The sequence below is a fragment of the Nonomuraea sp. NPDC049750 genome, assembly GCF_040659625.1.
Lineage (GTDB): Bacteria > Actinomycetota > Actinomycetes > Streptosporangiales > Streptosporangiaceae > Nonomuraea.
This window is the reverse complement of sequence record NZ_JBFANB010000008.1, coordinates 260,659-287,121: the sequence shown is the minus strand read 5'-3', so window position 1 is coordinate 287,121 and position 26,463 is coordinate 260,659. Positions and strand designations below refer to the sequence as shown.

At 69.0% G+C, this 26,463-nt stretch carries 34 protein-coding genes and 1 pseudogene; 11 read left to right on the top strand and 24 right to left on the bottom strand.

Annotated elements, in window-relative coordinates; genetic code table 11:
• Window positions 1-13: 13 nt before the first annotated feature.
• From AB0J16_RS23410 to AB0J16_RS23400, 3 genes and pseudogenes are all read right to left on the bottom strand, one after another.
• Complete coding sequence (locus AB0J16_RS23410; RefSeq protein ID WP_358448574.1) at window positions 14-124, bottom strand: hypothetical protein; 111 nt, start codon at window positions 122-124, stop codon at window positions 14-16.
• Window positions 125-281: 157 nt separating this feature from the next.
• Window positions 282-572, bottom strand: a pseudogene (locus tag AB0J16_RS23405) (recombinase family protein); the annotation flags it as partial.
• 332 nt (window positions 573-904) lie between these two features.
• Window positions 905-1,375 (bottom strand): VOC family protein, encoded by a 471-nt coding sequence (locus AB0J16_RS23400; protein ID WP_358542867.1) that lies wholly within the window; start codon window positions 1,373-1,375, stop codon window positions 905-907.
• 184 nt (window positions 1,376-1,559) lie between these two features.
• Between AB0J16_RS23400 and AB0J16_RS23395 the strand changes: the two genes are divergently transcribed.
• On the top strand, window positions 1,560-2,468 hold the full coding sequence (locus AB0J16_RS23395; protein ID WP_358542865.1) for an LLM class flavin-dependent oxidoreductase: 909 nt from the start codon (window positions 1,560-1,562) through the stop codon (window positions 2,466-2,468).
• 57 nt (window positions 2,469-2,525) lie between these two features.
• On the opposite strand, the gene AB0J16_RS23390 is transcribed toward AB0J16_RS23395, so the two are convergent.
• From AB0J16_RS23390 to AB0J16_RS23370, 5 genes are all read right to left on the bottom strand, one after another.
• Entirely contained in the window at window positions 2,526-3,410 is an 885-nt protein-coding gene (locus AB0J16_RS23390; protein ID WP_358542862.1) for a fructosamine kinase family protein, read from the bottom strand.
• Between the two features lie 353 nt (window positions 3,411-3,763).
• On the bottom strand, window positions 3,764-4,198 hold the full coding sequence (locus AB0J16_RS23385) for a hypothetical protein (protein WP_358542860.1): 435 nt from the start codon (window positions 4,196-4,198) through the stop codon (window positions 3,764-3,766).
• A 51-nt stretch (window positions 4,199-4,249) separates the two neighbouring features.
• Entirely contained in the window at window positions 4,250-5,941 is a 1,692-nt protein-coding gene (locus AB0J16_RS23380; protein WP_358542858.1) for an FAD-dependent oxidoreductase, read from the bottom strand.
• Complete coding sequence (locus tag AB0J16_RS23375) at window positions 5,938-6,291, bottom strand: EthD domain-containing protein (protein ID WP_358542855.1); 354 nt, start codon at window positions 6,289-6,291, stop codon at window positions 5,938-5,940. Before AB0J16_RS23375 ends, AB0J16_RS23380 begins: the two co-directional genes overlap by 4 nt.
• Before the next feature lie 15 nt (window positions 6,292-6,306).
• On the bottom strand, window positions 6,307-7,032 hold the full coding sequence (locus AB0J16_RS23370; protein WP_358542852.1) for an SDR family oxidoreductase: 726 nt from the start codon (window positions 7,030-7,032) through the stop codon (window positions 6,307-6,309).
• Window positions 7,033-7,125: 93 nt separating this feature from the next.
• Between AB0J16_RS23370 and AB0J16_RS23365 the strand changes: the two genes are divergently transcribed.
• Window positions 7,126-7,830 (top strand): GntR family transcriptional regulator, encoded by a 705-nt coding sequence (locus AB0J16_RS23365; RefSeq protein WP_358542849.1) that lies wholly within the window; start codon window positions 7,126-7,128, stop codon window positions 7,828-7,830.
• Between the two features lie 14 nt (window positions 7,831-7,844).
• Window positions 7,845-8,168, top strand: a complete 324-nt coding sequence (gene trxA, locus AB0J16_RS23360; RefSeq protein WP_358542847.1) for a thioredoxin — start codon at window positions 7,845-7,847, stop codon at window positions 8,166-8,168.
• On the opposite strand, the gene AB0J16_RS23355 is transcribed toward trxA, so the two are convergent.
• Window positions 8,113-8,556, bottom strand: coding sequence for a hypothetical protein (locus tag AB0J16_RS23355; RefSeq protein WP_358448548.1), 444 nt, complete (start codon window positions 8,554-8,556; stop codon window positions 8,113-8,115). The two genes, trxA and AB0J16_RS23355, sit on opposite strands and share 56 nt — an antisense overlap.
• Complete coding sequence (locus tag AB0J16_RS23350) at window positions 8,510-8,875, bottom strand: hypothetical protein (protein WP_358542845.1); 366 nt, start codon at window positions 8,873-8,875, stop codon at window positions 8,510-8,512. The genes AB0J16_RS23355 and AB0J16_RS23350 overlap by 47 nt, the downstream gene beginning before the upstream one ends.
• On the opposite strand from AB0J16_RS23350, the gene AB0J16_RS23345 reads away from it, so the two are divergent.
• Entirely contained in the window at window positions 8,867-9,802 is a 936-nt protein-coding gene (locus AB0J16_RS23345) for a glycoside hydrolase family 2 TIM barrel-domain containing protein (protein ID WP_358543064.1), read from the top strand. The genes AB0J16_RS23350 and AB0J16_RS23345 overlap by 9 nt on opposite strands.
• Here AB0J16_RS23345 and AB0J16_RS23340 read toward each other — a convergent pair.
• A complete protein-coding gene (locus AB0J16_RS23340; RefSeq protein WP_358542843.1) occupies window positions 9,738-10,205 on the bottom strand; it encodes a hypothetical protein in 468 nt (155 codons plus the stop codon). The genes AB0J16_RS23345 and AB0J16_RS23340 overlap by 65 nt on opposite strands.
• Here AB0J16_RS23340 and AB0J16_RS23335 point away from each other — a divergent pair.
• The gene (locus tag AB0J16_RS23335) at window positions 10,204-10,749 is read left to right on the top strand and encodes a dihydrofolate reductase family protein (RefSeq protein WP_358542841.1); all 546 of its coding nucleotides are present in this window, start codon (window positions 10,204-10,206) and stop codon (window positions 10,747-10,749) included. The genes AB0J16_RS23340 and AB0J16_RS23335 overlap by 2 nt on opposite strands.
• A 263-nt stretch (window positions 10,750-11,012) precedes the next feature.
• On the opposite strand, the gene AB0J16_RS23330 is transcribed toward AB0J16_RS23335, so the two are convergent.
• A complete protein-coding gene (locus tag AB0J16_RS23330; RefSeq protein ID WP_358542839.1) occupies window positions 11,013-11,615 on the bottom strand; it encodes a hypothetical protein in 603 nt (200 codons plus the stop codon).
• A 62-nt stretch (window positions 11,616-11,677) separates the two neighbouring features.
• A complete protein-coding gene (locus tag AB0J16_RS23325) occupies window positions 11,678-12,193 on the bottom strand; it encodes a hypothetical protein (RefSeq protein WP_358542837.1) in 516 nt (171 codons plus the stop codon).
• Window positions 12,194-12,256: 63 nt separating this feature from the next.
• Here AB0J16_RS23325 and AB0J16_RS23320 point away from each other — a divergent pair, with 63 nt between their 5' ends.
• A complete protein-coding gene (locus AB0J16_RS23320; RefSeq protein ID WP_358448538.1) occupies window positions 12,257-12,406 on the top strand; it encodes a hypothetical protein in 150 nt (49 codons plus the stop codon).
• 191 nt (window positions 12,407-12,597) lie between these two features.
• On the opposite strand, the gene AB0J16_RS23315 is transcribed toward AB0J16_RS23320, so the two are convergent.
• The 4 genes from AB0J16_RS23315 to AB0J16_RS23300 form a co-directional block, all read right to left on the bottom strand.
• Window positions 12,598-13,470, bottom strand: a complete 873-nt coding sequence (locus AB0J16_RS23315) for a hypothetical protein (RefSeq protein WP_358542835.1) — start codon at window positions 13,468-13,470, stop codon at window positions 12,598-12,600.
• Between the two features lie 250 nt (window positions 13,471-13,720).
• The gene (locus AB0J16_RS23310) at window positions 13,721-14,578 is read right to left on the bottom strand and encodes an LLM class flavin-dependent oxidoreductase (RefSeq protein WP_358448532.1); all 858 of its coding nucleotides are present in this window, start codon (window positions 14,576-14,578) and stop codon (window positions 13,721-13,723) included.
• 58 nt (window positions 14,579-14,636) lie between these two features.
• Window positions 14,637-15,296 (bottom strand): DsbA family oxidoreductase, encoded by a 660-nt coding sequence (locus AB0J16_RS23305; RefSeq protein ID WP_358448530.1) that lies wholly within the window; start codon window positions 15,294-15,296, stop codon window positions 14,637-14,639.
• A gap of 95 nt (window positions 15,297-15,391) precedes the next feature.
• On the bottom strand, window positions 15,392-15,763 hold the full coding sequence (locus AB0J16_RS23300) for an antibiotic biosynthesis monooxygenase (protein ID WP_358542833.1): 372 nt from the start codon (window positions 15,761-15,763) through the stop codon (window positions 15,392-15,394).
• 219 nt (window positions 15,764-15,982) lie between these two features.
• Between AB0J16_RS23300 and AB0J16_RS23295 the strand changes: the two genes are divergently transcribed.
• Window positions 15,983-16,900, top strand: coding sequence for a tyrosine-type recombinase/integrase (locus AB0J16_RS23295; RefSeq protein WP_358448526.1), 918 nt, complete (start codon window positions 15,983-15,985; stop codon window positions 16,898-16,900).
• Window positions 16,901-17,027: 127 nt separating this feature from the next.
• Here AB0J16_RS23295 and AB0J16_RS23290 read toward each other — a convergent pair whose 3' ends face one another.
• Window positions 17,028-17,990, bottom strand: coding sequence for a GNAT family N-acetyltransferase (locus tag AB0J16_RS23290; protein WP_358542831.1), 963 nt, complete (start codon window positions 17,988-17,990; stop codon window positions 17,028-17,030).
• 68 nt (window positions 17,991-18,058) lie between these two features.
• On the opposite strand from AB0J16_RS23290, the gene AB0J16_RS23285 reads away from it, so the two are divergent.
• Window positions 18,059-18,379, top strand: a complete 321-nt coding sequence (locus tag AB0J16_RS23285; RefSeq protein ID WP_358542829.1) for an STAS domain-containing protein — start codon at window positions 18,059-18,061, stop codon at window positions 18,377-18,379.
• On the opposite strand, the gene AB0J16_RS23280 is transcribed toward AB0J16_RS23285, so the two are convergent.
• Window positions 18,360-19,931: an MDR family MFS transporter gene (locus AB0J16_RS23280; RefSeq protein WP_358542825.1), complete on the bottom strand. Its 1,572-nt coding sequence runs from the start codon at window positions 19,929-19,931 to the stop codon at window positions 18,360-18,362. The genes AB0J16_RS23285 and AB0J16_RS23280 overlap by 20 nt on opposite strands.
• 109 nt (window positions 19,932-20,040) lie before the next feature.
• On the opposite strand from AB0J16_RS23280, the gene AB0J16_RS23275 reads away from it, so the two are divergent.
• Window positions 20,041-20,586, top strand: a complete 546-nt coding sequence (locus AB0J16_RS23275; RefSeq protein WP_358542823.1) for a helix-turn-helix domain-containing protein — start codon at window positions 20,041-20,043, stop codon at window positions 20,584-20,586.
• A gap of 73 nt (window positions 20,587-20,659) precedes the next feature.
• A complete protein-coding gene (locus tag AB0J16_RS23270) occupies window positions 20,660-21,094 on the top strand; it encodes an ATP-binding protein (RefSeq protein WP_358542821.1) in 435 nt (144 codons plus the stop codon).
• An 18-nt stretch (window positions 21,095-21,112) separates the two neighbouring features.
• Here the strand turns inward: AB0J16_RS23270 and AB0J16_RS23265 are convergent, their stop codons facing one another.
• Window positions 21,113-21,349, bottom strand: a complete 237-nt coding sequence (locus AB0J16_RS23265; protein WP_358542818.1) for a hypothetical protein — start codon at window positions 21,347-21,349, stop codon at window positions 21,113-21,115.
• Window positions 21,350-21,405: 56 nt separating this feature from the next.
• Window positions 21,406-22,356 (bottom strand): Ppx/GppA phosphatase family protein, encoded by a 951-nt coding sequence (locus AB0J16_RS23260; protein ID WP_358542815.1) that lies wholly within the window; start codon window positions 22,354-22,356, stop codon window positions 21,406-21,408.
• A 98-nt stretch (window positions 22,357-22,454) separates the two neighbouring features.
• Between AB0J16_RS23260 and AB0J16_RS23255 the strand changes: the two genes are divergently transcribed.
• A complete protein-coding gene (locus AB0J16_RS23255) occupies window positions 22,455-23,585 on the top strand; it encodes a UDP-N-acetylglucosamine--N-acetylmuramyl-(pentapeptide) pyrophosphoryl-undecaprenol N-acetylglucosamine transferase (RefSeq protein WP_358542812.1) in 1,131 nt (376 codons plus the stop codon).
• Window positions 23,586-23,598: 13 nt separating this feature from the next.
• On the opposite strand, the gene AB0J16_RS23250 is transcribed toward AB0J16_RS23255, so the two are convergent.
• From AB0J16_RS23250 to AB0J16_RS23240, 3 genes are all read right to left on the bottom strand, one after another.
• Entirely contained in the window at window positions 23,599-24,486 is an 888-nt protein-coding gene (locus AB0J16_RS23250; RefSeq protein ID WP_358542810.1) for a hypothetical protein, read from the bottom strand.
• Between the two features lie 91 nt (window positions 24,487-24,577).
• Window positions 24,578-25,462, bottom strand: a complete 885-nt coding sequence (locus AB0J16_RS23245) for a hypothetical protein (protein WP_358542808.1) — start codon at window positions 25,460-25,462, stop codon at window positions 24,578-24,580.
• A 159-nt stretch (window positions 25,463-25,621) separates the two neighbouring features.
• Entirely contained in the window at window positions 25,622-26,455 is an 834-nt protein-coding gene (locus AB0J16_RS23240; RefSeq protein WP_358542806.1) for an NmrA family NAD(P)-binding protein, read from the bottom strand.
• Between the last annotated feature and the right edge of the window lie 8 nt (window positions 26,456-26,463).

Genomic DNA, 26,463 nt, shown 5'->3' with positions numbered 1-26,463 from the left:
CTGAGTTGGGATATCAGCTACCTGGTTGCAATTCGACGCTCACTCTTGGCGGTTCGACGGCAGGACGGCCTGTCGCGAGGTCGGGAACGTACTTGTAGATCGTGGAACGGCTGACGCCGAGCAGGCGGGCGATCGAGGAGACGGTGTTTTCCGGCCCGGGTAAGCAGGTCGCGAGCGTGACGGATCTGCTCGGGCGTCATCGCCGGCGGGCGTCCCAGGCGCTGGCCGCGGGCGCGGGCGGCGGCCAGGCCCTCGTGCGTGCCCTCCACGATGAGCTCGCGGGTGAACTCCGCCAACGCGGCGAAGACGTGGAAGACGAGCCGCCCGCCGGGGGTGGTGGTGTCCACCGCCTCGTGTAGTGAGCGGAAGCCGACACCGCGCTTGCGCAGGCCGGCTACGATCGAGATAAGGTCCTGCAGCGAGCGGCCCAGTCGATCCAACGAGGGCACCACGAGGGTGTCGCCGGGCCAGAGGTAGTCCAGCGCCTTCCACAGTTCCTCGCGCTCAGCGTTCTTGTCGGACTCCTTGTCGGCGAAGATGCGGATGCAGCCCGCCGCGGTGAGGGCGGTCATCTGGCGGTCCAGGAGTTGGCCGCGGGTGGAGACGCGGGCGTAGCCGACAGGCGCTTCCGAGGGGCCCGCGGGTTCGGCCGCCAGCGGGTCTTCGCCGAGAGATCCGTGCAGTTCGGTCTTGCCGACCTCGACCGCGTCCCTCCCGGCCAGGGTTTACGAAGGGGTGCTCACGAGTGTGTCCGGCCTGGGACGAAGTGATGGGTTGGAAGATCGCTTCCCAGGATAATTGTGATCGTTTCCCAGGCTGGAAGGCGTCAAACCGACGATGGGACTCGAGCGACAGGGTCACCCCATGCCCAACGGAATGGGCGGCTCCCTGCCAGCAAGGAAGTTCAGCCGGGGAGCAGGCTGCCGCCCCTGAGCAGCTCGGTTCCACGGCGAGCGATCTCCTGCGGCGAGAGGTCTTCGGTGTGGGTTAGAAGGACCCACAGGTGCCCGAATGGGTCCCTCAGCATGGCCGACCGCGCTCCGTAAAACATGTCGGTGGGAGGCTGGAGCAACTCGGCGCCGGCGCGTACGGCCTGGGCGCTGAGCGTGTCCACGTCATCCACATAGACGTGAAGACCCACTGCCGAGCCACCCGCGGCATCGGGAGCGCTGAAAGGGCCATCCGCGTCCCCAACCATGATGACCGAGCCTTTGATGCTGACCTCGGCATGCGCGATCCGGCCTTCCGGGTCGGCGATGCGGAACAACTCCTCGCCGCCGAATGCCTCAGCGTAGAACCGGATGGCCTCTGCGGCGCCGTCCACCATGAGGTGCGGAACAGCGGCGTACCGGTAGCGCTCGGGAACAGATGTCATCACAGTGATCCTTTCGAGAGGTGCTTGCTGATGAAGACCGTAGAACCTCAACTATGGCTGAGGTCAATTCGAGGATTCTGGCGTTCTTCCAGGTCTCTGGATGTGGCAACCAGCGCCATTGACCTCAACCCTGCTTGAGCTCCTAGCGTGGTCTGCAATTCCGATCCGAACGCCCAGGAGGATCATGATGCGGATCAGCACCACCTTGCCCATGACACAGGCCGGCGTGCCTGACATCGCGATGGCGCGACGCCTTGAAGGCCTTGGCTATGACTCGATCGGCATGGCCGATTTCATCGTCGGAGATGGGACGCCGAGCTTTGACGCCATGCTTGTTCTGGCAGCCGCCGCAACCGTGACCGACAGGATCGGACTCGAGTTCGGCGTGCTCAGCCTCCCGCTGCGCCCAACCGCTTGGATCGCTGCGCAGATACAGACACTTCAGCACCTGTCAGGCAACCGAGTCACCCTTGGCGTCGGGATCGGAGGCTTCCCTGGCTCGCCGTTCTGGCGTGCGGTCGGGGCGCCACTTCAGGGTCGGGGGCGCCGGGCCGATGAAGCGCTGCAAGCGTTGCCTGGCCTTATTCGTGGTGAGGCAACCAAGCTGGGCGAGGAGGAGGTCACCCTCGGCCCCGCCGCTCCGGTCCCGCCCATCCTCATCGGCGGGAACTCCGAGGCGGCGATGCGCCGCGCCGTCCGTCATGGTGACGGCTGGGTACCCTCCTTGATCAGCCCTGCGGCTCTGGGCGAGAAGGTGATACGACTACGCGAGATCGCCCATGAGCTCGGACGACCGGTCCCGTCGATCGCCGTGGGAGGGCATGCGATCCTCGTCGACAATGCGGCTGCCATCGAATCCTTCACCCGCGTGCTGGTGGACGTACACGGCATGGCGCCGGAGGAAGCGAAAGCCGTGCCAGTCACCGGCAGCCCGGCGCAGGTGGCGGAACGCCTCCACGCCTACTCGGAGGCCGGTGCCGACATGGTTGGGCTCAGCATCGACGGCGGGGACTGGACTCGGGAGGCAGAGGCGCTCGCAGAGGCCAGAGCGCAGCTGAGCCATGTCCGGGCGGCTGAAGCAGACAACCCTTGAGCCACAGTTCGGGTCATCTCCACAGCGGTCCGAAGGCAGTGATCCTCTGAGCTGAGCTCAGGGCCGCTGCCGGAACGGGGCGAGCGTGGCGCGCACGAGGTCGGCGGCGCCCCAGTCGGGCTCGAACTGGGCGATCACGGCCAGGTGCTGGCGTAGCTGGAGGATCGGCATCCGTTCGCGCCAGTCGCGGTCAAGCCCGGTCAGCTCGGCGTACACCTCGAAGAACACGTGCGCCTCGGGGGGCGGCGCCGTCGTCCACAGGTGGGCCAGGTCGACCTCGGCCCACGTGTACGACACGGCCGGGTCGATCAGCGCGGGCCGCCCGTCGGGGGTGGCCATGACGTTCAGCGCCCACAGGTCGCCGTGCGTCAGGCACGCGGGCCTGACCGGCAGCAGCTCGGGCAGCCGCTCGCACAGCCGCTCCAGCGCCGCCCGGTCCACGGCGTCGAGCGCCTCCTGGACGCGACGCTCGCCGAGCCAGCGCAGCAGACGGTGCTGGGCGAAGAACTCGAACCCGTCCTCATCCCAGGTATTGACCTGCCGACGACGGCCCAGCCAGTTGTCCCGGTGCCACCCGAATCGGGGGTATCGCGTGGTGGTGTGCAGGTGGGCGAGCGCATGCGCGAGCTGCTCCCAGAAGGCCTCGGTGCCCGGCCGGGGCTGCAGCACGGACAGCACGAGCAGGTCGCGGTCCGCGAGGATGATCTCGGGCGTGGCGACGCCGCCCGCCTCGCGGAGCACGGTGAGCCCTTCGGCCTCCGCGGCGAAGGCGTCGTCCGACGGCGGCTCGCCGAACGCCTTGACGAACACCGACGTGCCGTCACCGCGGCGCGCCAGCCCCGCCGTCGCGGCGAGGCCTCCAGTGGCCGGCTCCACCGCGACGACGTCGGTCAGGCCGGCCGCGTGCAGGCGTTCGAGCAGGAAGGACGTCACGTCTGTCACGGGTGTACTCCTCTCTGCCGGTCACGCATCATGGCAATCAGCGCCGAGCCCCCGCCTCGTCGCGAGGCGCCTTCGACGAGCTCGGACGCGCTCACCGCGGCCCGGACGTGGGCGTTGTGCGCGCCCCGGCTAGGAGCCTGCGGCAAGATCAAGGTCGCCCGGAGCGGGAAGTCCGGGGTTGAGGAACAACTGGACAGCCATTGGCGGTGGAGGCTGTTTGAGCAGGTCAGGGCGACGCTCGCCAGCTGAGCGGCTCCGCCGACCAGGCGAGACAGGCTGCCGATCATCCCAACCTGTCCGGGCTGCCAGTAGCGGTAGTGCTTCACGTCGACACTGGACACCGTGGCGAGGTGTCAACGGGCCGTCTGAGACTGCCCCGGTTCCGGCTTGAGTTGGAGGACGGCACCGATCGTCTGGCTGGCGGTGATGAAGGTGATCCAGGCGAGGAGTTCGCTGATCTCGGCATCGCTGAACTCCGAGCGCAGGACGTCGAACTGTGCATCGGTGATGTCGCGCGGCCCCTGCAGCATGAGTTCGGCCAACGCCACCGCGAGCGATTCCTTGGGATCAGGATGCGAGTCGGCGGCGCGCCCCCACGCCTGGCAGTACTCACAGCCGTTGCCGAACGCGAGCACACGCCGCACTTGCTCCTTCAACTGCGGGGTGAGCGTGCCCTTGCTGATCAGAATTTCCTCCAAGTGCTCCCAGGCGGCAAGGATGGCGGCGTTGTGCCCGAGCAGCCGTTGAAATCCGGTGGTCCCATGCTGTCCGTCGCCGATGCGAGGCATGCTGTCTCCTTTGTCGTCGTGACAGTGGTGATGGAATCTCTGACAGGCCCGTTATCCGCGGCCCGCGGCGTGCCGCCCGGCCAGGTAGCCGAAGGTGACGGCCAATCCGAGGGTGGCGCCGCCGCCCCAATAGCCCTGTCCAGCGGGGGAGGCGACGCAGTTCCCGGCCCCGTACAGGCCGTTGATGACGCCTCCGTCGTGGGTACGGATCCGGCCGTACTTGTCGATCTTGGGTCCGCCCTTGGTGTCGAAGACGCCCGGGACGAGCACGATGGCGTGGTACGGACCCGTCGCGGCAAGGGGATGCATGGTCGGATTGGCGCCGGTGGAGTGGTGGCTGGGCCCGCTGCGTGCGCGTTGTACCCGGCTTGATCCCCGGCCGAAGTCGCGGTCCTGGCCTGCCGCGGCGTCGGTGTTGAAGGCGTCGATCGTAGCGCGCAGCGCGGCGCGGAAATCCGGCGCGAGGCGGGCGCCGGCGAGCAACCCGGAGTACTGGTCGAGGTGGCGGCCTATCTCGTCGGCGAGATCGTCGAGGGTTGCCGCGGACAATTCATGCTTGTCGTCTCGGCCTCGAACGGGGATCGGATTGCCGCCGCCTTCCGTGACGGGGGCGTCACCGGGCAGCCGCCGGCAGTGCCGCGCCACCCACTCGTCGTAGATCATGATGAGGGGGATGTTGGGGTATTCGGCCGTGGTGGCGTCCCAGTGGAAGAAAGCACGGGTCATCTCGTTGTAGGTGGCTTTCTCGTTGACCACACGGTGCCCGCGCCTGTTGACGACGAGCATGCTGTCGCCGGGCAGTCGGAACGCGCCGCTCGCCGGGTCGTGGGCGTGGTCGAGCACGACCGGAGTCAGCCAGCCCTCGTTCATGTTGCCCATGGCGGCGCCCAACCCGGAGGCGATCGGCAAGAAGTCGCCGACGTTGCCGGCGCAGGACAGGCTCGCGACGACGGGGCCACGCAGGAACTCCCGGCGCAGATGCGGGCTGGAGCCGAAACCGCCGGTGGCGAAGACGACGCCGCCTCGCGTGCGGATCAGTCTCGAGGTGGCGGCCCGGTCGCCGGCGAGCACACCGGCGACTTCTCCGGTGTTGTCATCAACGACCACAGCGCGCACGGCGCAGCGCAGCCGTAAGGTCACTCCAAGCGCCAACGCCTTGCCCTGCAGGGCCTGGACGAGTTCGGCGCCTATCCCCTCCTTGGCGTCTGCGACGCGAAAGCCGAGCGTGCGGCCATGGGATGCCGCGTTCTCAGGAAGATCGCTGTAGTAGTCGAGGACGTCCGGGACGATGAGGAAGTCGAGGACGCCGTCGTCCGCCAGAGCGCGCACGACCTGCCGCCCATGGTCGTAGAACGCCTCCAGCAGTTCGTGGTCGGCCGCGTCCAGGCCGAGGTGGGGTGCTTCAGGCCGGTAGAGGGAGGGCTGGGCGAGGCGGGCCAGGTAGCGGATCGCGTCCTCGCGCGGGTCTTCGATGCCGCGTGCGGCCATGAGGGGGTTGTCGCAGATCCACAGCCACGTGCCGGCGCGCTCACCGTCGCACACCCCACCCGCCTTCGCGGTGGTTCCACCGGCGACGTCTGCCTTTTCCAACACCACCACGGAGGCGCCGGCCGAGGCTGCGGCGATCGCCGCGCTCCAGCCCGCGGCCCCGCTACCGGCCACGGCCACATCGACCGTCTCGTCCCACGGCACGTCATCGGAATCGGCATAGAGCACCGCACTCGCCTGATCCTGCCCGCTCATACCGAACCCGGCTCGACGTAGGCATGCTCGGTGACGAAGATGCGGGCGAGCTTGGACACATGCTTGTCGGTGTCATCCCGGGTCTCATGCGCGCTATGGCGACCGTAGACCTCGTTGAACGCTTCTTCGCTGTCGAACCACTGCTCGGCGTATCCGTCCCAGTCGCAGTCAGCGGACGGTGCGCCGGCGAGCGTGTCGGTGTCGCTGTCGCGCACGGAGATGCGGTATTTGCGGAGTTGTGGCTGTTGTTTGCCGGCGACCAGAGGGGCGTGCTCCTCGATCCACCACCGCCGGAATTCTTCGAGTGTGAGATGAGGCGCTCGTTTGAGCAGCCAGACGACCTTGATCATGGTGTCTCCTCGGGGTCAAAGGGAGAGCCAGCCGCCGTCGACCGGCAGGAACGTTCCAGTGATGTACGAGGCGGCGTCGCTGAGCAGGAACCTTGCCACGGCGGCGACCTCCGCGGGCTCGGCGAAGCGTCCGATCGGGACCCGCTCGAGAATGCGCGGCGCACGCTGCGGGTCGTCGATTGTCGCCTGGCTCATCGGAGTGGCGACGATGCCTGGGCCGATCACGTTGACGCGAATGCCGGACCCGGCCAACTCGACGGCGAAACCGCGGCCCAACTGCAGGACGCCTCCTTTGCTGGCCGTATAGGCGAGGTTTCCGCCCCAGGCGACCTGGGACAGGATGCTTCCTATCAGCACGAGAGATCCCGGTCTCCCGGTAGATCGCAGGTGGGCGGCGACCGCGCGGCAGACGAGAAAGCTGCCGTACAGGTTGACCTCGACGGTGCGCCGGAACACCTCGGCGGGCATGTCGATCGCGGGCATCACCGGCTCCTCGATCCCCGCGCAGTGGACGAGGCCGTCGACGCCGCCAAACTCCGCGACCGCCATATCCACGACGTCCTGGACCTGCTGCTCGTCGGTCACATCAGCAGTCGTGAGGACCTGGGCAGCGGGTGGGGTCGCGGCGCGGAGCGCGGAGGCGTTCCAGTCCACGGCGACGACGCGGTGGTCGCTCGCAAGGTCTGCGGCGACCGCGCGGCCGATCCCCGACGCGGCGCCGGTGACGATGACGACCTTCACCACATCTCTCCATATCAGCAGTTCAAGGGACTATCAGGATATAGGTGTTATGCTACTGATGTGTCAAGGAAAAACCAGTGATATATTAGGTTCATGCCGTCCATAGACGTCGCCGAGTTCGCCGACTCTCTCGTCGCCGCTGTCTACCACCAGGTGCGGGACGACATCCTTCTCGCCAGGCTCGCCCCCGGAGCCCTGGTGTTCGAAGCCGATGTCGCGCGCCGTTTCGAAGTCTCGAAGACGCCTGCGCGCGAGGCGCTGCGCCTGCTCGTGGGAGACGGGCTCCTGCAGGTCATGCCCCGCCGCGGGTACGTCGTCCGCCCGGTCGGCCTCGATGACCTGGTCGAGGTGTTCCGGCTGCGCCTTTTCCTGGAGCCGGGGTTGGCGGCCGACGCGGCCAACCGGGCCACGGAGCACCAAGCGCACGCCCTGGAGGAACTCGTCGCAGGATATGTCGCCGAGCAGGACTGGCAGCGCCAGGTCCGGCTCGCCATGCAGATCCACCATGACATCGCCCTCGCCGCCGGCAACAAGCGAGCCGTCCCCATCGTCGACAGCCTGGTGTTCGAGGCACACCGCGTCTGGATGAGCCTCAGCACCAGCCCGCCGCGGGCCGCGTACGAACATGCGCGGGACCGCTACCAGGGCATCGCGACCGCCGTGAGCGACCGTGATCCGGACACCGCCTCCGCAGCGATGTGGGACATGCTGACGGCGGCGCAACGGCACCTGATCTCCATCGCCGGCGGCATGCCACTTGACCACACCGACCTGAGCCGGTCCGCCGGCAACCCATAACCGAGGAGCCTCCCATGACATCCGTCAAACACCTGAGCGAGCAGGACTTCGCCGACGAGGTGCTGGCCGGCCAGCAGCCGGTCCTGGTCGACTTCTGGGCGCAGTGGTGTGGCCCCTGCCGAATGCTCGCCCCGATCCTCGACGAGATCGCCACCGAGTACGAGGGCAAGCTAAAGATCGTCAAGGTGAACCTTGATGAGAACCCTCACCTGGCCGCGCAGCACGACATCGTGTCAGTCCCTACGCTCAACCTGTACCGGCACGGACAGCTGATCAAGCAGATCACCGGCGCCCGCCCGAAGGCCGCGCTACTGCGCGAGCTGTCACCGTTCCTTTGAGCCCGCCCTCGCTTGCATCATTCCGCTCCGCCCGAGTATTGATCTTCGACACCAGGCCGATGAACAGATCGACCAGCGCGTCCGTGATCTCCGTCGTCCGCGACCACGCCAACGCCGCTACCAACGTCAACCGGATCGGCTGCTGGTTCGCCGCGAAGTCCGACGGATGCGAGGCCATCGCCCGCGCCCGCCAGGAGGCCACCAGCCGATCCGAGTACCCGCCGAACAGATCCGCCGCCAGCCCCAGAGCCTTGGCCCGCCGCAGCTTGACGATCTCCTCCAGCAGCGTCTCCAGCCCCAGCCGCCCGGGGTCGGACTTACACTCCAGCAGGAACCCATCCTCACCCGTGGCCAGCTCCCACAACGACCGCGCTGAGTCCGCTGACAACCCGTTCAGCACATGCAGGCAGGGCCACGAGGGACTCGGCGATGCCCTTGGGGTCCCTGGCGTTGGAGACGCGGCCCTCGTCCTGGTCCCGGCGGACGGCGGTCGCGAGCAGGCCGATCGTCCTCTCGTACCTGTCACGGAACCACTCATGCGCCGGATGGTCCGGCGCCGACGACTCGGCGGCCATGAGGGCGAGCAGCCTCAGCATCTCGGGCCGTTCGAGGTTGCGGCGAACGTACTGCAGCACGGCGTACGCCACGCCCTCCTTCCGGCCGCGGCGGTGCGCGGCAAGGGGCACGACGACGTGCTGATGGTGCATGACTTCGCGCTGATGGAGTGGATCGGCGCGAACTCCTTCCGCACCTCGCACTACCCGTACGCGGAGGAGGTCCTCGACTACGCCGACCGGCACGGCGTGGTCGTCATCGGCGAGACGGCCGCCGTCGGGCTCAACCTCAACATCGGCGGTGGTGTCTTCACCTCCGGCGAACGGGTGTCCACCTTCTCCCCGGACACGATCAGCGAAGACACCCGGCGCATCCACCTGCAGGCGATCCGGGAACTGGTGGCCCGCGACAAGAACCGTCCCAGCGTCGTGCTGTGGTCCGTGGCCAACGAACCCGACCACGTCCAGCCCGAAGCGCGCGACTACTTCGCCCCGCTCGCCGCGGAAGCCCGCCGCCTCGACCCGACCCGACCCGTGGCCTACGCCAACGCGCTGCTCGCGACGCCGGACCAGTGCGTGGTCACCGACCTGTTCGACGTCGTCCTGCTCAACCGGTACTACGGCTGGTACTTCGGCCCCGGCGACCTGGCAGCGGCCCAGACCGCGCTGGAGGCCGAACTGCGGCAGTGGGCGGAGGCGCATGACAAGCCGATCGTCATCACCGAATACGGCGCCGACACCTACCCCGGCCTGCGCAGCGTCGTGCCCGCCCCGTGGACCGAGGAGTACCAGGCCGACCTGCTCGACGTGTATCACCGGGTCTTCGACCGGGTCGACGCGGTGGTGGGCGAGCAGGTCTGGAACTTCGCCGACTTCGCCACCACGCCGGGCGTCTTCCGCGTCGACGGCAACAAGAAGGGTGTTTTCACGCGCGACCGCCGTCCCAAGACCGCCGCCTTCCACCTGCGCGCGCTGGCGCAAGGACGAGTGATCGTGAGAGCGAGCGCGGCCAGGCTCAGCACCCCGCCACCAGCGCGGTGCTCCGGACGCCGAAGCCGGGCAGCAGGACACTGCCGATGAACGCGCCGGCGGTGATCCCGACGTTGAACGCGGTGCTCACGCCCGCCGAGGCGAGCTCCACACTGCCCGGGGCGACCTGCAGGATCCGGCTGGCGGCGGCGGTGCACATGGCGGAGAACGCCAGCCCGGTCAGCGCGACCAGCCCGGCCGCCACCAGCGGCACGTCACCGAGAACGTACAGCCCGAGCAGCGCCACGCTCTGGGCCGCCCGGGGGACGACCATCGCCGCCCGGGCGTCGCGGTCGGCCAGGTGCCCGCCGACGGCGACGCCCAGCAAGCTGGCGATGCCCCGCACCAGCAGGAGCGGCCCGATCGCCGCGGCGGGGAAATGGCTCACGTCGGTCAGGAACGGGGTGACGTAGGTGTATCCGGCGAACGCTCCGGTGACCGCGAGGGTGGCCATGGCCATCAGCCTCCAGTACGCCCGGGCGTCAGGAGCGGTGCCCTTGGTGACGGGATCGGCCCTGCTCCTGGGGCGCAAGACCTACGACAGCTTCGCCGGAGCGTGGCCAGAGCGGGAGGCCGAGGGCGGCGAGGACGCCGGCTTCGCGAAGACGCTCGGCGACGCGCGGAAGATCGTCGTGTCGCGCCAGCCCCTGGAGTTCACCTGGCCGAACTCCGAGCTGCTCCAGGGCGACCTGGCCGAGGCCGTGACCGCGTTGAAGAACGAGCAGGGCGGCCGCATCGCCGTCAGCGGCTCGGTCTCGGTGGTCCGCCAGCTGCTGGCCGCGGGACTGCTGGACGAACTGCACCTGCTGGTGCACCCGATCGCCGTCCGCAAGGGCGAGCGCTTGTTCGACGAGGGGGAGAACTCCATCCCTCTGGAACTGATCAAGTCCGAGACGTTCACGACGGGTGTGCTGTACCTGGTCTATCGGCCCGCCGGGGCGAGCGGTGACGCCTCCTACGACGACGCCAAGGCCCACCTGTCCCAGGGCGAGCAGTAGGAGCGATCAAGTACCAGGCGCGGGTGGCGCCGGCCCCCTGGAACGGCGCCACGGGTGCGTGGTCACTTGAGGAAGTCGAGCACGCCGCCGCTGTGAACAACATCCGCACCGCCCTGCTTGATGCTGCTGATCGGCGCCCACCTCACCTGGCGCCGGCTACAGCTCAGCCGTCACGGGCAGGCCACCGAGCCCGCGAGCCGCGCTGTCCGGCTGGCGCCCGCCGAGAACCACTCACCGGCCGAAGCCGAGTGGCCCCGCAGCCGTCAGCAGACGCCAGGCAGCTTGCACACCTTGGCGGCCATCTTCTTGGTCGCCTTGGCCAGCCCGCCGGGCTCGTAGCCTCCCAAGGTGGTCGTGTAGATCATCAGGGCGCTGTTCCGGCGCGCCACGACACCGCTGATCGTGTCGTTCACGCTCCCGTCCTGCAAGGTCTCGAACCCCATCCCCATGGCCTCATCGCCCACCTTGACCTTGCTCGTCCGCCACCTGATCTCGAGCTCGGGCGACGACGGGTCGCCCTTGCGCGCGCACCGCTTGACCTCGGTGCGCAGGCGGGTGAGCGCGGCATGGGCGGCACGGGGGGTCTTGTAGAGGACGAGCTGTTCGGAGGAACTGCTGGGGGCGCTGGTCCAGAGGGTGATCGTGCGGGCCGCCACCCTGCCGCGGTCGACGGCCTTCCGGTGCCAGCACGGGTTCAGCTCCAATGGGTCGGTGAGCTTGTCGCTGATCTTGTAGCCCTGTTCGGACGCCACATTGGCGGGCTGGGGCTTGCGCGCATCGCTTTCGGTGAGCAGGAAGTTCTTCGGGATCTCGGTCACGGCCGCCGGGGAGAGGGCCAGCAGGAAGGAGAGCGTTACGCTGATCATGGAGGGTTAGACGCCGGCGGGAGCGGCTTTGTTCAAACGGAAGCCTTGGCACGCCCTTCCCGTCACCAGGGGTCGACGTCGACACCGGTGGTGACGATTCGCAGGGCCGTAAAGGCGACCCACGGGCGGTCGTTCGAGCTGATGCCGCCGTAGAAGGGCATCGGCAGCTCGGGGAGCAGGGCGAGCACCGCGCTCAGGTGGCGGTCGTCCGGCCAGACCGCCCCGCCGTCCAGCGGGACGACGGCGCCGTGAGCGCGCGCGTCGGCCTCCTGGAGCACGTAGGCGCGCACGCCGTCGGGCGCGAGGGCGAACGGATCCGGACGTCCCGAGTAGGTGAGGCGAGCGGTTCCGATGGGTTCGGTCTCCCCGCCGAACGGATCCCAGACGCCCACGTTGCTCGACCGGTAGGCCAGGGCGAGGCGCGACTCGTCCGCCGACCACTGGATGACCTCGCCGTAGCCGGGCCAGCCGATCCCGCCCTCGATCCAGTCGATGACGTTGACGCACCGCCCGGTGGTCACCTCCCAGATCTGCAGGGTGGCTCCGCGGTCGTAGTCGTCGCCGCCGAAGTCGCCCACGGCCAGATACCGGCCTGACGGGCTGAGCGCCTGTGCGGTGATCTCGACCTGGTGGACGTCCGGATGGCGCAGCAGCGCGCCGTGCTCCCGGATCCGTTCGGTCGCGTACCGGTGCGCGTCGACGACACCGTGGCGTCGCTCCAGCTCGGCGAGCGCGGCGCGCAGCGGGACAAGGTCGCGTTCCGGGGCGAACGCGGTCCAGTCCGGGGTTGAGGAACCTGCGGACAGCCGTTGGCGGTACCCGCGAGTAACTTAGCTGGACGCTTCGGTGGAGGTCCGGGGTTGGCCTTCCCTGTCGTCGTCGGCGACGGTGCCCGAAGGAGGGATGACCGTGGCCTCGCTCGTGGTCCCGATGCGCATGGGGCTGCAGTGCCGTCGAAGGTACAGCGCCTGCCCCATGCCCGCTACTCCCATCGGGTCTGCATCTCCGAGTCGAGGTACTCGCGTCGGCGTACGGAAAGGCGCAGGCAGGTCAAGGGGCTCGTCTTGGTGGGGTGCACGACCTCCAGGTGCTGCCTGCAGCCGAACTCGGCGATCCAGAGCGGAAGGATGCGCAGGTACTTCAGGTTGAAGCCGGCGTAGTGGGCCGTGTCGGCGTTGTACACGAGGTCCTGGCCGTGCAGGTGGACGTCATGAAGGTCCACCCCCTCCTCCTCCAAGCGCGCCAGCACCGCCGCGCCCGCGCGAAACAGCGGGCTGGTCGTCTTCCAGCGCCGCTTCAGATGCAGCCGCGCGAGCTCGGAGAGCGGCTCGCGATCAGCCAGGTCGAACCGTTCGATGGCCAGCGCATCGGCCTCGACCGCTTCCAGGATGAGCTGCCGGTGGGCCTGGTTGATGCGGCCTTCGAGGCCCTCGAACTCAGCCAGCATGTAATCGCGCTGGGCCCGGCCGGCGTTCGGGTCCTCGGCGATCGCGTGGAGGCGGGCGAGCGCCGTGCTCAGGTCATCGCCGCGGCGCCACAGGAGCGTCATCTGAAATCGGTCGTCGTCTTTCCTGCGGGCGACGATCTGAATGGAACGCCGTCGCTGCCGCAGTTCTCTGATGATCAAGGTCTCGGGAAAGACCTGGAGGGGAAGGCTGCGGGCCAGGGCGGTCCACTGCGGCGAGGGAGCGTCAACCTCGAAGTCGAGGTCGAGGTCTCCGACCTCGGTGGCGCCGCGGGCGAAGGACCCGAACACGTGCAGCTCGCTGACCACGTTCAAGGGCGGCTCGTCGCGCTGGGTGTGCAGTCTGGTGATGACGCTCTCGGCGAGCTCGATGGCGCGTGCGCGCTTCACAGCCGATCGACCACCCTTCGCCACGCTCGACCAACAAACGACCGGGATCGAGGCTATGGGACTTGTGGGCAGCTCGGTGCTGTGAGTTCGAGATCAGCTCCTTGGTGTGGTTCCGCGTTCTACCTGGAGGTTTCTGGGCCGTGGATGATGCGGTGGATGGTGGAGCGTCCGACGCTGTATTCGGTGGCCAGGGGATGCCGCATGGGCGAGGTAACTGTCAGTTGGCCACCTCGCCCGTCCCGGCCCGCGGTCAGAGGCCGATGACCTCGGCCAGGAGGTCAACTTGTGCGGGATCGGGATCGTTGCCCATGAAGATCAGTTCGTCACAGCCGATCTGGTCGAAGGCGGCGATCGCGGCGGTGATCTGTTCTGGCTGGGTGTAGGCGATGGAGATGCCGTACTGCGCGTACTCGTCGCCGGCGAAGGCGTAGTAGGAGCCGATGGCATCGGAGATCGCGGCCTCGGCGTCGGGGCCGAGCGCGTACATCACCGATGCCACCAGGCGGGGCGAGCCGGCTCTGCCGGCCGCCTCCCAAGCCTGCCGAATCTGGGGGGCGAAGTCCTGCACGTCCAGTACGGTCGCGTCGCCGGCGATCCATCCCGTTCCGTGGGAGGCGATGCGGCGCAGGGTCGCTTTCGAGTTGCCACCGAACAGCAGGGCGGGCCCGCCGGGTGTGGCCGGCCGCGGGCCCACGGGGTCGTCGGCTGCCGTGATTGCGGCGAGCCGAACCAGGAGCTGGTCGAACTGCTTGCCCCTGGTGCCGTAGTCGACCTCGCTGAGCAGGAAGTCGTCCTCCCGGGCTCCGGGAGCGAGCCCCAATTGCAGGCGGCCGGACCCGGCGAGCTGGTCCAGGGTGGTGACGGCCTTGGCGAACAGGGCATGGTTGGCGCGCAAGGGTGCGAGAAGCACGCTGGTCAAGAGCCGGATGCGTGAGGTGGCGCCGGCCGCGGCGGCCAAAGTGATCAAAGGCTCTGGCGTCGACCAGGCCAGACGGTCACTGACGCTGAGGGTGGAAAAGCCGCGCGCTTCGGCACGGCGTGCCCACTCCACCAAGGTTGTGCCTTCGGCCCACCGAGCATGACCGGGCAACCCGATACCGATGTCCATTGCTGGTGAGAATTCCTTCCAGAAAGAGATGTCGAGATGGCGTGACCGGAGTCGTCTGTCAGCCTGGCCGGTCAGGATTGATCAGAACGCCGTGTGAGCCGGTCAGGTCGTTTCGCAGGAGCCGTTGCAGATCGGCGACCGGCTGGACGCCGGAGACCGGCGGGCGGCCGTCGATCACGAGGCTGGGCACGCCGGTGACGCCGTGCTCGGCGGCGCGGCGCCGGTCGGCGCGTACCTCATCGGCGTAGTCGTCGCCGTCCAGCACAGTGCGCACCTCCCCGGCGTCCAGTCCGGCCTCGCCGCCGAGGCGCTGCAGGACCTGCGCGTCAGCCACGTTGTGCCCCTCGGTGTGGTAGGCGTGCAGCAGCAGCTCCATCATCTGGTCGGCCTGGCCGCGGTCGGCGGCGAGCTTGACCAGCCGGTGCGCGTCGAAGGTGTTCACCGGGCGGGCCAGATGCAGGTTCAGCTCCAGGCCTTCGGCCGCGCCCAGGGACCGGATCCGGTCGATGCGGGCGGGCGCCTGCTCGCCCCACCAGCCGGCCATGGCCGCCGCGGCGGTCGGGCCGGGTGTGCGGCCTTCGTCCGGCGCGAGCTCGTAGGCGCGCCAGACGATCTCGATGCTGTCGCGGCCGGTGTGCTGGGCCAAGGCGGCCGTCAGGCGTCTCTTGCCGATGTAGCACCAGGGGCACAGCACATCGGCGTATATCTCAAGCTTCATGAATGTTCCGCACAGTGATCGTGGTTGATGGAGCGAGCTCGGCGACCCGGCGTGCTGTCGGCGGGCACCGCCGCCCGCCGGCAGGGATCGGACGATCAGGCATCGAGGCGCTGCGGCCCAGGACCGACCTCGCGCACGACGGTGTAGGTGGGCACCCCGGTCATACGGGGTTCGGCCTTACCGGACAGGCCCTCCAGCGCCTTGCCGATCGCGGCCATCCGGCCGTCGGTGTCGGAGGTCTCCACGAAGTGGCGGTTGTCCGCCTCGCTCGCCCAGTGCACGATGTTGTACACCCGGGTCCCGTCGGTGCTCACATGGAAACGAGCCGAGCGATAGCCGGGATAGAAGCGCACCCACCGCTCCTGGATCTCCGCGAACGCCTCCACAAGCTCACGCTGCGTGTCAAAGCCATCAACGGTGTAGTCGATGATCGAATAGAAACCGGAATCCGTGCTCAACAGGCACACTCCTCAAGGTCGGATACAGGGGGCAACGCCCCGGCCGCCATCCTGCAACCTCAACCACAGTTGAGGTCAAACCCCTGGACGCAGGCGCAACCGATCCTGCCTACTTCCGGAATCGCTCAATTCCGGAAGTAGACTCCGGGAGTGACTTCCGGAAACACAACCGCAGAGATCCCGCAGGCCCCCGGAACAGCTTCCGGAAACACAAGCCGGTCGCGAGCCGTGACGCTGCCCGCCCCGTACGCGGCGATCCTCGACCAGTACGCCACCGCGCTCGAGCGCTCCCCACTGGCCGACTCCAGCAAGACCAAGTACCACTCCCGGCTGCGCGGCTACCTCGCCTGGCTCGCCGACCAAGCCGACGCCCTCGACGGCGACCCGCTCACCGACCCCATCGCCGCCACCGGCGCGGTGCGCGACTTCCGCCGCCACCTGAAGAACGGCCGCCGCGCCCCCAACACCATCGACACCTACCTATCGGCCATCGACGACTTCTACGCCCGCCGCGGCCTCGGCAAGCCCCAGGCCCGCCGGGAACGCGACTCCCGCCGCACCGCACCCCGTGCCCTGGACGAACGGCGCACCCGCCGTTACGTCCGCCACGTCCAGCTCACCGCCAGCCCTCGCGAGAAGGCCCTGGCCCTGCTGCCCTACTTCGCCGGCCTGCGCATCGCCGAAGTCGTCGGCCTCGACCTGGCCGACATCCGACTGTCGGCCCGCAAGGGCGAACTGCGTGTCCGTGGCAAGGGCCGCGACGGCGGCAAGATCCGCCACCTGCCCGTCCACCCCGACCTCCGCCAGGCCCTGACCGACTGGCTGGACGCCCGCGCCGGCTGGAAAGGCGCAGGCGCCGCCGCGGTGTTCCTCAACCAGCGCGGCGGCCGCCTGACCGACCGCGCCGCCCGCGACATCATCACCAGCCTCGGCGAAGCATGCGGCATCAACGACGACCCAACCGAACCCTTCGGCCCGCACGTCCTGCGCCACACCTTCGCCACCCAGCTCATCCGCGACGGCAAAGACCCCGTCCTGGTCGCCGAGCTCCTCGGCCACGGCTCTCTGGACACCACCCGCCGGTACGCCTTGCCCACCGAGGCCGACAAGGCCGCCGCCCTGGGCGCGCTCATCACCGATCATTAACGAAGCCGGAACTGACCATCGAGAACCCGGTTTGGGGCTCCTGACAAGGTTCTTACCGGCACCCCAAGGAGCACCACCCGTGAGACCCAACCGTAAGACGGGGGCCGGTGGGCTCAGGCGGGGCGGATCAGGCGGCTCGGGTGGGGCGGATCAGCCGGCGCCAGACGTCGATCACCAGGACCGGCCGCATGCCCGCCGACAGGTAGAGGTCGAGTGCGGGCGAGGTGTTGTTGGAGTCGACGTGCAGCAGCGTCCCCCGCCGCCCGCGCGCCGCGTCGGCGGCGAAGGCGTGCCGCAGCAGGAAGCGGCCCAGCCCCTTCCCCCGGTGCTCGGGCAGGACGGCCAGCGTGGCGACGTAGCCGCAGTCCTCGTCCGGCACGAACTGGTTGTTGCCGATCACCACCGCCGCCGGCCGCCCGTCGATCCTGGCGACGGCGAGCTGGGTCCAGTCGGTGATGCTCTGCGCCTGCCTGCGTTCGAGCCAATGGTCGTAGTCGTTCTTGACGAAGCCGAAGTGGTCGGCGAACGCCTCCTGGTAGATCTGGTGCGCCTCCCGGCGGACGGCGTCGGTCTCCCCGCTGTGGAGGGTCAGCCCGGGGATCGGGGTGGGCGGCTCGACCGGGCCCTCGTGGTCGACGCGCATGCGGTGGAAGCTGGTGCCGGGCTCGAAACCGCGCTCCTTGGCCAGCGCCTGCTTGACGGTGTCGGCCCGGTAGATGCCGATGTCGACCGTGGCGGCGTCGTGGCCCCGCTCCAGCGCCAGCTCCCCGGCGCGGTCGAGGACGAGGCGCCAGAGCTCGTCGGCGAGCCCTTCGACGCCTGGGCGCACGAGGACCTCGATGTCGAGCATGTCGCTGTCGCCCTTGGCGCCCGCCCAGGCCCAGCCGACCAGCGTGCCGTCGGCGTCGTGGACGAGCCAGCCGTCGGTGTCGAGGTTGAAGTCCGGCTCGGCCAGCTCGTCGGCGATGTCGGCGAGCGTGGCGTCGGGAACACCGATGACGGCCAGGTCGCAGGCCGCGACGAGCTCGTGGATGGCGGGGGCGTCCGCCGCTCGTGGGCGGCTGAACCGATGGGCAGCAGAGGGCTTCATAGCGGCGATTTTCCCGAACCCGGGCGCCCCACGCCTCCCATTATCCGCGCGGTGGATAAGCTGAGACGGTGCTCGACAAGACGCCGCTGCGCATCGATGTCGCCACGCTGGACGGAATGACGATCCGGCTGGCGCTCAGCGGCGACCTCGACTTCGACACCGCCGCCGAGCTATCGGGGCTGACGTTCGACGCCGGTTATCGCCGGCTCGACCTCGATCTGTCGGAGCTGGCCTTCATCGACTCCTCCGGTCTGGCCGCTCTCGTACGCCTCCAGCGGCAGGTCGAGGGCGCCGACGCCGAGTTGCGCGTGGTGGCGTTGACGCCCTATCTGCGTAACCTGATGCGGATGACCGGGCTCGACAAGCTGTTCAGCCTGCCGCCGGGCTGACCGCCTCCTGCTGGGCGGCGTCGGCCGACGGGCCCCCGCGCAGGGGGATCTCCTTGATGAAGACCGCCAGCACCGGCACGGCCACGGCGAACATGATGGCCCACCAGAAGACGCCGGAGATCGACGCCGCGAGTGATTCCAGCAGGCCGATGCGCATCTGCGGCGGCATCTGGCCGAGCGTCGCCGGGTCCAACCGGCCGCCGCCCTTGGCGATCTTGTCCGCCGCCTGCGGGCCGAACCGGCCGGTCAGCTCGGACAGGAGGTGGTTGTTGAAGATGGCGCCGAACATCGAGACGCCGAACGAGCCGCCGATCGAGCGGAAGAACGTGGCGGCGCTGCTGGAGACGCCGAGGTCCTTCTGCTCGACGCTGTTCTGCGCGATGAGCATCGTGGTCTGCATGAGGAAGCCCATGCCGAGGCCGAGGACGGCGATGTAGACGCCCGTCCGCCAGCTGGGCGTGGCGACGTCCATGGTCGACAGCAGCCACATGGCCACGGCCATGCCGACGCCGCCGAGCACCGGGTAGATCTTGTACTTGCCCGTGGCGGTGATGGCCCGGCCGACGAACAGCGACACCACCATGGCCGAGGCCATCATCGGCAGCAGTAGCAGGCCCGAGTTGGTCGCCGAGGCGCCCTGAACCGTCTGCTGGAACAGCGGCAGGAAGTTGATGGCGCCGAACATGGCGAAGCCGAGCAGAAAGCCGATGCCCGAGATCAGGGCGAAGTTGCGGTTGCGGAACAGCTGGAGCGGCATGATCGGCTCGGCCGCCCTGCCTTCGGCGAAGATGAACACCGCCAGCGTGACCACGGCGAGCGCGGCCAGAGTGAGGATCTGCCAGGAGCCCCAGCCGTACTGGTTGCCGCCCCAGGTGGTGATGAGGACCATCGCGGTGATGCTGACGGACAGCAGGATCGCGCCCAGCCAGTCGATCCGCACCCGGTTGTGCAGCTTGGGGAGCTTCAACCTCAGCGCCAGCACGACCAGGGCGATGGCGCCGACCGGCAGGTTCACGTAGAAGGCCCAGCGCCAGTCGAGGTTGTCGGTGATGAAGCCGCCCACCAGCGGGCCGGCGATCATGGCCAGCGACATGACGCCCGCCATGATGCCCTGGTACTGGCCGCGCTCGCGGGGCGGCACCAGGTCGCCGATGATGGCCATCACGTTGACCACGAGGCCGCCGGCGCCCAGACCCTGCAGCGCGCGGAACCCGATCAGCTCGGCCATTCCGCCGTCGGGGCCGCCGAGCAGGGAGGAGCCCGCCATCCCGCAGAGCATGGAGCCGATCATGAAGATCACGATCGAGATCATGAAGATGGTCTTACGGCCGTACAGGTCGCCGATCTTTCCCCAGATGGGGGTGGAGACCGTCGTACCGAGAACGTAGGCTGTGACGACCCATGACAGATGGGTCAGTCCCCCGAGTTCGCCGACGATGCGCGGCATCGCCGTACCCATGATCATGTTGTCGAGCATGGCGAGGAGCATCGCGAGCATCAGCCCGGGCAGGACCACCATGACTTCACGCCGTCGTGCGACCGTTTCCGCCATACACACCCCCACAGGACGTCCTTGCTTACCTGCCGACCGGCAAGCATAGAATAAGCTAGAAACCTTACTTGCCGACGGTCAAGTCGATACAAGTCGAAATAGGTGCACATTGCGGGAAGACACGCGGAGCCGGATCCAGGAGATCGCGCTCAAGCTCTTCATCGAGCAGGGTTACGAAGCGACCTCGCTGCGAGAGATCGCGGAGGAGCTCGGCGTGACGAAGGCGGCGCTCTACTACCACTTCAAGACCAAGGAAGACATCGTCGCCAGCCTGGCCGACCTGCGGGTGGCGGACATGGAGGAGCTCCTGGCCTGGTTCAGGAGCCGGTCGAACACGCCGGAGACGCGCCGCGAGCTGCTCCTGCGCTACGCCGACAAGCTGACGAACGAGCGCTACCTCGAGGTCGCCCGCTTCATGGAGCGCAACCAGACGGCGCTGCGCGATCACCCGAAGATCCTTCGGATGCGCGAGGTGATGCTGGAGCTGACCTCCGAGGTCACCGATCCCGGCGACCCGCTGGCCGTGCGCATCAGCCGCTCGATGGCGCTGTTCACGCTGCACGCCGGCAAGTGGATGACGCAGGACGAGAAGCTGACCGAAGAGGAGATCAGCCAGGCCGCGATGGAGGTGGCGCTCCGCCTCATGGAACCGTAGGGACGATTGGGGCGGGTCTGAATGGGCAGAGGAGTGGCCACTGACGCGTCCAAGGGACTACGGAGGAGGTGCGGTGGAGGCCACGATAGCGCTCCGGCTGCCCAGGGATGCGGCCAGCGTCCCCCTGATCAGGCAGATGTTCGACGGCACACTGAGGTCATTGGGGGTGGAGCCGCAGATCCGCGACGACATCGAGCTCATGCTCACCGAGGCGTGTTCCAATGTCGTCAGGCACGCGGGCCCCAGCGACGAGTTCGTGGTGAGCGCGGGGGTCTACGACAAGCTCTGCGTCATCAGAGTGATCGACATGGGCGGCGGCTTCGACCCGCCACCCAACAACGGCGGGGCGGCGCCCAACGCCGAGTCCGGCCGGGGGATCCAGATCATGCGGGCGCTGGCCGACGACATCCGCTTCACCAACCGGCACGAGGACGGGTCGGTGGTATGCCTGGAGAAGCGCCTGCGCTTCGCGCCGGGCGCGGCGGGGCCGCACTTCATCGCCAACTGAAAAGCACGACCCCCACGCTCAGGCGGACGGTCGTACCTGCTCACCCCTCCTCCCCAATCGTGTTCTCCCAATCGTCGTCCCCCGCAACCGTGCCTCGAGCCCTCCCATGACCGGCCGCGCCTCGGGCTTGTGGGCCGTCGATCCCGCCATCAGCGCGAGCGCGAGCAGGACGGCCACGGAGATGAGGAAGACGGCCAGGAACGCCAGGATGAGGACGATCACCAGCGAGGCGATCGTGCTGAGCACTGCCAACATCAGCCGGAGATGCCCCGAGAACCGGCAGTTATGCGCGAGATTCGGGTAGATCGCGGTTACCTCGACGTCACATCCGGCCGACTGGGCAGCATGTCGAGGCGACGCAGGATGACGCCCTCGCGCAGCGCCCAGGGGCAGACCTCCAGCCGGTCGACCTCGAAGAGGTCCATGGTCGCGTGGGCCACGATGGCCCCCGCGGCCAGCTGCGCGGCCCGCCCGTCGGACACGCCCGACAGCGCGGCCCGCTCGGCCGAGCTCATGGTGGTCAGCTTGACGGCCCACTCGGCCATGTCCTGCCGCGACAGCGACCGGGAGACATAGAGGCCGTCGTTGGTGGGCGCGGCCCCGGCGATCCTGGCCAGCTGTTTGAAGGTCTTGGAGGTGGCCACGGCCCGGTTGGGCTCGCCGTATCGGACGATGTCGCCGACCGTGCGGGCGATCTGGGCGCGTACGTGCCGGCGCAGGTTGCGGACCTCGTCGGCGGACGGCGGGTCGGAGGCGAACCAGCCGCGGGTGAGCCGCCCCGCGCCGAGCGGCAGCGAGACGGCGACGTCGGGCTCCTCGTCGACCCCGGCGGCGATCTCCAGCGAGCCGCCCCCGATGTCGAAGGCGAGCAGCCGCCCCGACGACCAGCCGAACCAGCGCCGCACGGCCAGGAACGTCAGCCTGGCCTCGTCGCTGCCGGACAGGACCTCGATGTGCACGCCGCAGCGGTCGTTGATCTGCGCTAGCACGTGCTCGCCGTTGGCGGCCTCGCGCACGGCCGAGGTGGCGAAGGCCAGGAAGTTTTCCACGCCTTTGTCCTCGGCGATGCTCAGCGCCTCCTCGACGAACTCGCCGAGCCGCTCGATGCCCTCGGCGGACAGCTCGTTGCGCTCGTCGAGGTGCTCGGTCAGCCGCAGCTCCTCCTTGTGCGAGTAGGCGGGCAGTGGCCGCGCGCCGCGGTGGGCATCCACGACGAGTAGGTGGACGGTGTTCGAGCCGATGTCCAGCACGCCGAGTCGCATGAGGAAACGCTACCGGTCAACCGCCTGTACGGCGAAGCCGAGCCCTGAGTGACCGTGCGGCGCGACGACCTTTCCCGCCGGGGCCCTAGTCTGATCGCATGTCACGAACCCTGCGACTGTTGATCACCGGCGGCGGCACCGGCGGTCACACCTATCCGGCCCTGACGACCCTGTCGGCCGTTCAGCGACGTCAGGTGCCGCACGATGTGCTCTGGGTGGGCACGGCCAACGGCCTGGAGGCCAGGATCACCACCGAGCACGGCATCCCGTTCAAGGCCATCACCACCGGAAAGCTGCGGCGCCGGCCCAACCTCAAGGAGCTCGGCACCAACATCGCCGACGTGTTCCGCATCCCGGTGGGCGTGGTCCAGGCGATCGGGCACGCCGCCCGCTACCTGCCCGACGTGGTGCTGTCGACCGGGGGTTACGTGGCGGTGCCGATCGGTGTGGCGGCCAAGCTGATCCGCCGCCCGCTGGTGATGCACGAGCAGACCACGGTGGTGGGGCTGGCCAACCGGATCCTGGCCAGGCTGGCGACGCGGATCGCGCTGTCCCACGAGTCGTCGCTGGAATACCTGCCGCCGTCGGCGCGCGCGAAGGCCGTGGTGACCGGCAATCCGATCAGGCCGGAACTGCTGCAGGGCAATCGGGCCGCGGCCTACGACCTGTTCGGGCTGACGTTCGAGGTGCCGCTGATCTACGTGACAGGCGGCGCCCAGGGCAGCAAGCAGATCAACACGCTGATCGCGGAGATCCTGCCGCGGCTGCTGCCGCACGCCCAGATCGTGCACCAGTGCGGGCCCGCGTGGATCGACCAGATGCGCGCCACCGCGCTGCCGCCGGACCTGGCCGACCGCTACCACCCGGTGCCGTACGTGGGCTCGGAGCTGCCCGATCTGTTCGCCGCGGCCGACGTGGTGATCGCGCGCAGCGGCGCCGGGACGGTGTCGGAGCTGACCGCCATCGGCCGACCGTCGGTGCTGATCCCGCTGATCCCGACCGGCGGCGACGAGCAGCGCAAGAACGCCGGCTACCTGGCCTCCGCGGGCGCGGGCCGCGCGCTGCTGGAGCCGCACCCGACGGGCGAGCAGTTGCTGGCCGAGCTGATGCCGCTGCTGGCCGATCCCGGCCTGCGCGCGACGATGGCCGAGGCGGCGCGCAAGCTGGGCCGGATCGACGCGGCCGAGGCTCTGTGCGACGTGCTGCTGGAGGCCGCGCACGTCCGATAGTCCCGGACAGCTGTCAGGGGTCCAGGTAGCGGAAGGCCTCGTGGGCGGAGCGCACGCTCCGCCGCAGCGCCCGCTCCAGCTGGTCGGCGTCCTCCGCGAGCCGGGTGATCTCCGGTACGGCGAAGCCGTCCGCGCCCGACTCGGACACCAGCTCCTCATACTGGTGGATCCGGCCCCGCAACTCCTCGATCTGATGGTGGGCCCGGTAGGCGCGCTCGGCGTCGGCCACATTGGCGGCGTACCGTTCCAACGCCTCCACCCGGGCCACGACGGCCTCCTCGCTGCTGTCGAGCGCCCGGGCGAGCGGCTCGGCCACGGCGGCGACCTCCGGCGAGTTCACCTCCGACATGGTCTCGCGGTGCTTGGTCCGCAGCGCCGACAGCTTGGCCAGCAGCCGGGCGATCTCCCACTCCTGGGCGGGCAGCATCACGGCGTTGCGCACGTCGTCCAGCAGTCCTTCGACGTTGACCGCCGAGTGCGTCACCGTGGCCACGGCCCGCCTGGCCCGGGCGAGCAGCCTGCGAGAAGACTCGTCGAGGTCGGCGGCGAGCACGTAGCGGCCCTCGTACCAGCGCAGCTGCTCGTAGGTCTCCCGGTCGACGGCCGTCTCCTCGTCCTCGTCGAGGTCCTTGCGGAGGAAGACCACGAGCAGGACGGGGATGGCGATGAGGCCGACCAGCAGCAGGCCGCCTCCCCGGAAGACGTGCGTCCCGGACAGCAGAAGGGACAGAACCATCAGCGTGATGGCCGCGATGGCCACGCGCCCGGTCTTGCCGGATGCCCTGGACGGCAGGGGGTCGGGCGCCCAGCCACGCCGCATGCGGATCAGGAGATGCTCGCTCTCCGTGATCAGCTGGGCGTCATCCTCCGGGACATCTGGATCGACCACCACATCCGCCACAAAAACGGATTTTATGGGATTGTCACCTGGCGAGGTGCTGGAACGTGTCATACGACAAGACGCAACCGCCTGCTCACGGTCTGTTCCGGCATCAGCCTTCCAGGTGGCGGAACGCCTCGTGCGCCGAGCTCACGCTCCTGCGCAGCAGCCGCTCCAGGTCGTCGGCGTCCTCGGCGAGCTTCTCGATCTCGGGTACGGCCAGCGCGTCGGCGCCCGACTCGGCCAAGAGCTCCTCGTAGCGCGGCAGCCGGGCCCGCAGCTCCTCGATCTGGCCGCGGGCGTGGTAAGCGCGCTCGGCCTCGGCGACGTGCCCGGCGTAACGTTCCAGCGCCTCGACCCGCGCCACGACCGCGGCCTCGCTGGTGACCAGGGCGCGATCCAGCGGCTCGATCACCGCCGCGACCTCCGGCGCGATGCCGCGGATCAGCAGTTCCTTGTGCTCACCGCGCAGGGCCGAGAGCTTGGCCAGCAGCCGGGCGATCTCCCACTCCTGCTCCGGCAGCATCACGGCGTTGCGCGCGTCGTCCAGCAGTCCTTCGGCGTTGACGTGGGAACGCAGCACGGCGCCGATCGCCCGTTGCGCCCTGGCCAGCACCACCTTGGCCTCCGCGTCGAAGTCGTCGGCCAGCAGGTAGCGCCCGTCATACCAGCGGGCCCGCTCGTAGACGCCACGCTCGTAGGGGCGGTCGTGTAACGGCCCCTCGTTGATGGAGGCGATCTTGACGAGCACGACGAAGACGAAGCCGCCCAGCAGCACGAAGCCGATCGGCTTCACCGGGGAGGCCAGGAGCGCGGACATCAGCGCGACGACCAGGGGTGTTGCGGCCAGCAGCGCCAGGCTCGACGGCCAGCGCCGCTCGACCGGCTGCACGGCAGGGGGCACCCAGCCTGCTCGGATCCTGGACAGGAGCGGGGCGTTCGCACGCAGCATTCCGGCGACCTCCGGGGGTACTCCCGGATCGACGACCACACCCACGCTCTGTCCTGGCACCCTGGCGCCCCCAACGCTCGTGATGTCCGGATACTACGTAACATTTCGCTGGAGCGGCAGCCTCGCATGGGGGACAGTCGAGGAAACCGCCGGTCGGCTCACCAATCGCGTCCATGATCGACGGCACCCGGACGAGGGGCGAGATCAGAGGAAGGCGTCGGCGTGTGCCCGCGCCCACTGTTCGAAGGTGCGGGGCGGGTGTCCCGTCACCTCCTGAACGGTCGGCAGGACCTGGGACTCGTCGAGTGTGCCGTCGACGTAGAAGCTGAAGAAGGCGTCGACGTACTCGACCGGCGTGGTCGCCTCCATCTGCGCCCGCGCCTCCTCGTCCGGCTGGCCCTCGCAGCGCAGGTCCCTGCCCAGCACCTTGGCCAGCACGGCGACCTGGTCGGCGGGCAGCAGCGAGTCAGGGCCGGTCAGCTCGTAGATCCGGCCCTCGTGCCCGCCGCTCGTCAGCGCCAGGGCCGCGACCGCCGCGATGTCGGCGGGGTCGATGGTCGCGGCCGCCACCCCGGCGAACGGTACGCGCACCAGGTCGCCGGCCTGAAGCTGCGGCAGCCAGCGCAGCGCGTTGGACATGAACGCCCTGGGCCGCAGGAAGGTCCAGGGCACGCCCGCCTCTCGCGTGGCCTGCTCGGACAGCGCCATGTAGCGGGAGACCGCGTTGCTCATGTCCGCCTGCGCGGCCGAGCCGCCCGACAGCAGCACGACCCGTTCCACCCCCGCCCGCCGTATCTGGGCCAGCAGTCCTGACATGTCCGCGTATCCCGGCAGCAGGAACACCCCCCGCACGCCGTTCAGGGCATCGGACAGGCTGCCGGGCTCGTTCAGGTCGCCGGTGACGGGCTGGACGCCGGGCGGCAGCGTGGCGGCCCGCGGATCGCGTACGAGCGCGCGCACCCCCTGCCCGGCCTGAGCCAGAGCGGCCACCAGTGCCGATCCGACATTGCCGGTGGCGCCGGTCACTAAGATCATCATGTCTCCCA

Coding starts and splice junctions, on each gene's coding strand:
- AB0J16_RS23305 (WP_358448530.1), bottom strand. CDS start 15,296: ATGAAGCTTGAGATATACGCCGATGTGCTGTGCCCCTGGTGCTACATC.
- AB0J16_RS23260 (WP_358542815.1), bottom strand. CDS start 22,356: ATGCGACTCGGCGTGCTGGACATCGGCTCGAACACCGTCCACCTACTC.
- AB0J16_RS23240 (WP_358542806.1), bottom strand. CDS start 26,455: ATGATGATCTTAGTGACCGGCGCCACCGGCAATGTCGGATCGGCACTG.
- AB0J16_RS23280 (WP_358542825.1), bottom strand. CDS start 19,931: ATGGCGGAAACGGTCGCACGACGGCGTGAAGTCATGGTGGTCCTGCCC.
- AB0J16_RS23335 (WP_358542841.1), top strand. CDS start 10,204: ATGGCCATCAGCCTCCAGTACGCCCGGGCGTCAGGAGCGGTGCCCTTG.
- trxA (WP_358542847.1), top strand. CDS start 7,845: ATGACATCCGTCAAACACCTGAGCGAGCAGGACTTCGCCGACGAGGTG.
- AB0J16_RS23320 (WP_358448538.1), top strand. CDS start 12,257: ATGGCGCAGCAGCGCGCCGTGCTCCCGGATCCGTTCGGTCGCGTACCG.
- AB0J16_RS23340 (WP_358542843.1), bottom strand. CDS start 10,205: ATGGCCACCCTCGCGGTCACCGGAGCGTTCGCCGGATACACCTACGTC.
- AB0J16_RS23395 (WP_358542865.1), top strand. CDS start 1,560: ATGATGCGGATCAGCACCACCTTGCCCATGACACAGGCCGGCGTGCCT.
- AB0J16_RS23365 (WP_358542849.1), top strand. CDS start 7,126: ATGCCGTCCATAGACGTCGCCGAGTTCGCCGACTCTCTCGTCGCCGCT.
- AB0J16_RS23380 (WP_358542858.1), bottom strand. CDS start 5,941: ATGAGCGGGCAGGATCAGGCGAGTGCGGTGCTCTATGCCGATTCCGAT.
- AB0J16_RS23330 (WP_358542839.1), bottom strand. CDS start 11,615: ATGATCAGCGTAACGCTCTCCTTCCTGCTGGCCCTCTCCCCGGCGGCC.
- AB0J16_RS23375 (WP_358542855.1), bottom strand. CDS start 6,291: ATGATCAAGGTCGTCTGGCTGCTCAAACGAGCGCCTCATCTCACACTC.
- AB0J16_RS23350 (WP_358542845.1), bottom strand. CDS start 8,875: ATGCACCATCAGCACGTCGTCGTGCCCCTTGCCGCGCACCGCCGCGGC.
- AB0J16_RS23290 (WP_358542831.1), bottom strand. CDS start 17,990: ATGAAGCCCTCTGCTGCCCATCGGTTCAGCCGCCCACGAGCGGCGGAC.
- AB0J16_RS23310 (WP_358448532.1), bottom strand. CDS start 14,578: ATGGACATCGGTATCGGGTTGCCCGGTCATGCTCGGTGGGCCGAAGGC.
- AB0J16_RS23265 (WP_358542818.1), bottom strand. CDS start 21,349: ATGTTGGCAGTGCTCAGCACGATCGCCTCGCTGGTGATCGTCCTCATC.
- AB0J16_RS23400 (WP_358542867.1), bottom strand. CDS start 1,375: ATGACATCTGTTCCCGAGCGCTACCGGTACGCCGCTGTTCCGCACCTC.
- AB0J16_RS23345 (WP_358543064.1), top strand. CDS start 8,867: ATGGTGCATGACTTCGCGCTGATGGAGTGGATCGGCGCGAACTCCTTC.
- AB0J16_RS23385 (WP_358542860.1), bottom strand. CDS start 4,198: ATGCCTCGCATCGGCGACGGACAGCATGGGACCACCGGATTTCAACGG.
- AB0J16_RS23255 (WP_358542812.1), top strand. CDS start 22,455: ATGTCACGAACCCTGCGACTGTTGATCACCGGCGGCGGCACCGGCGGT.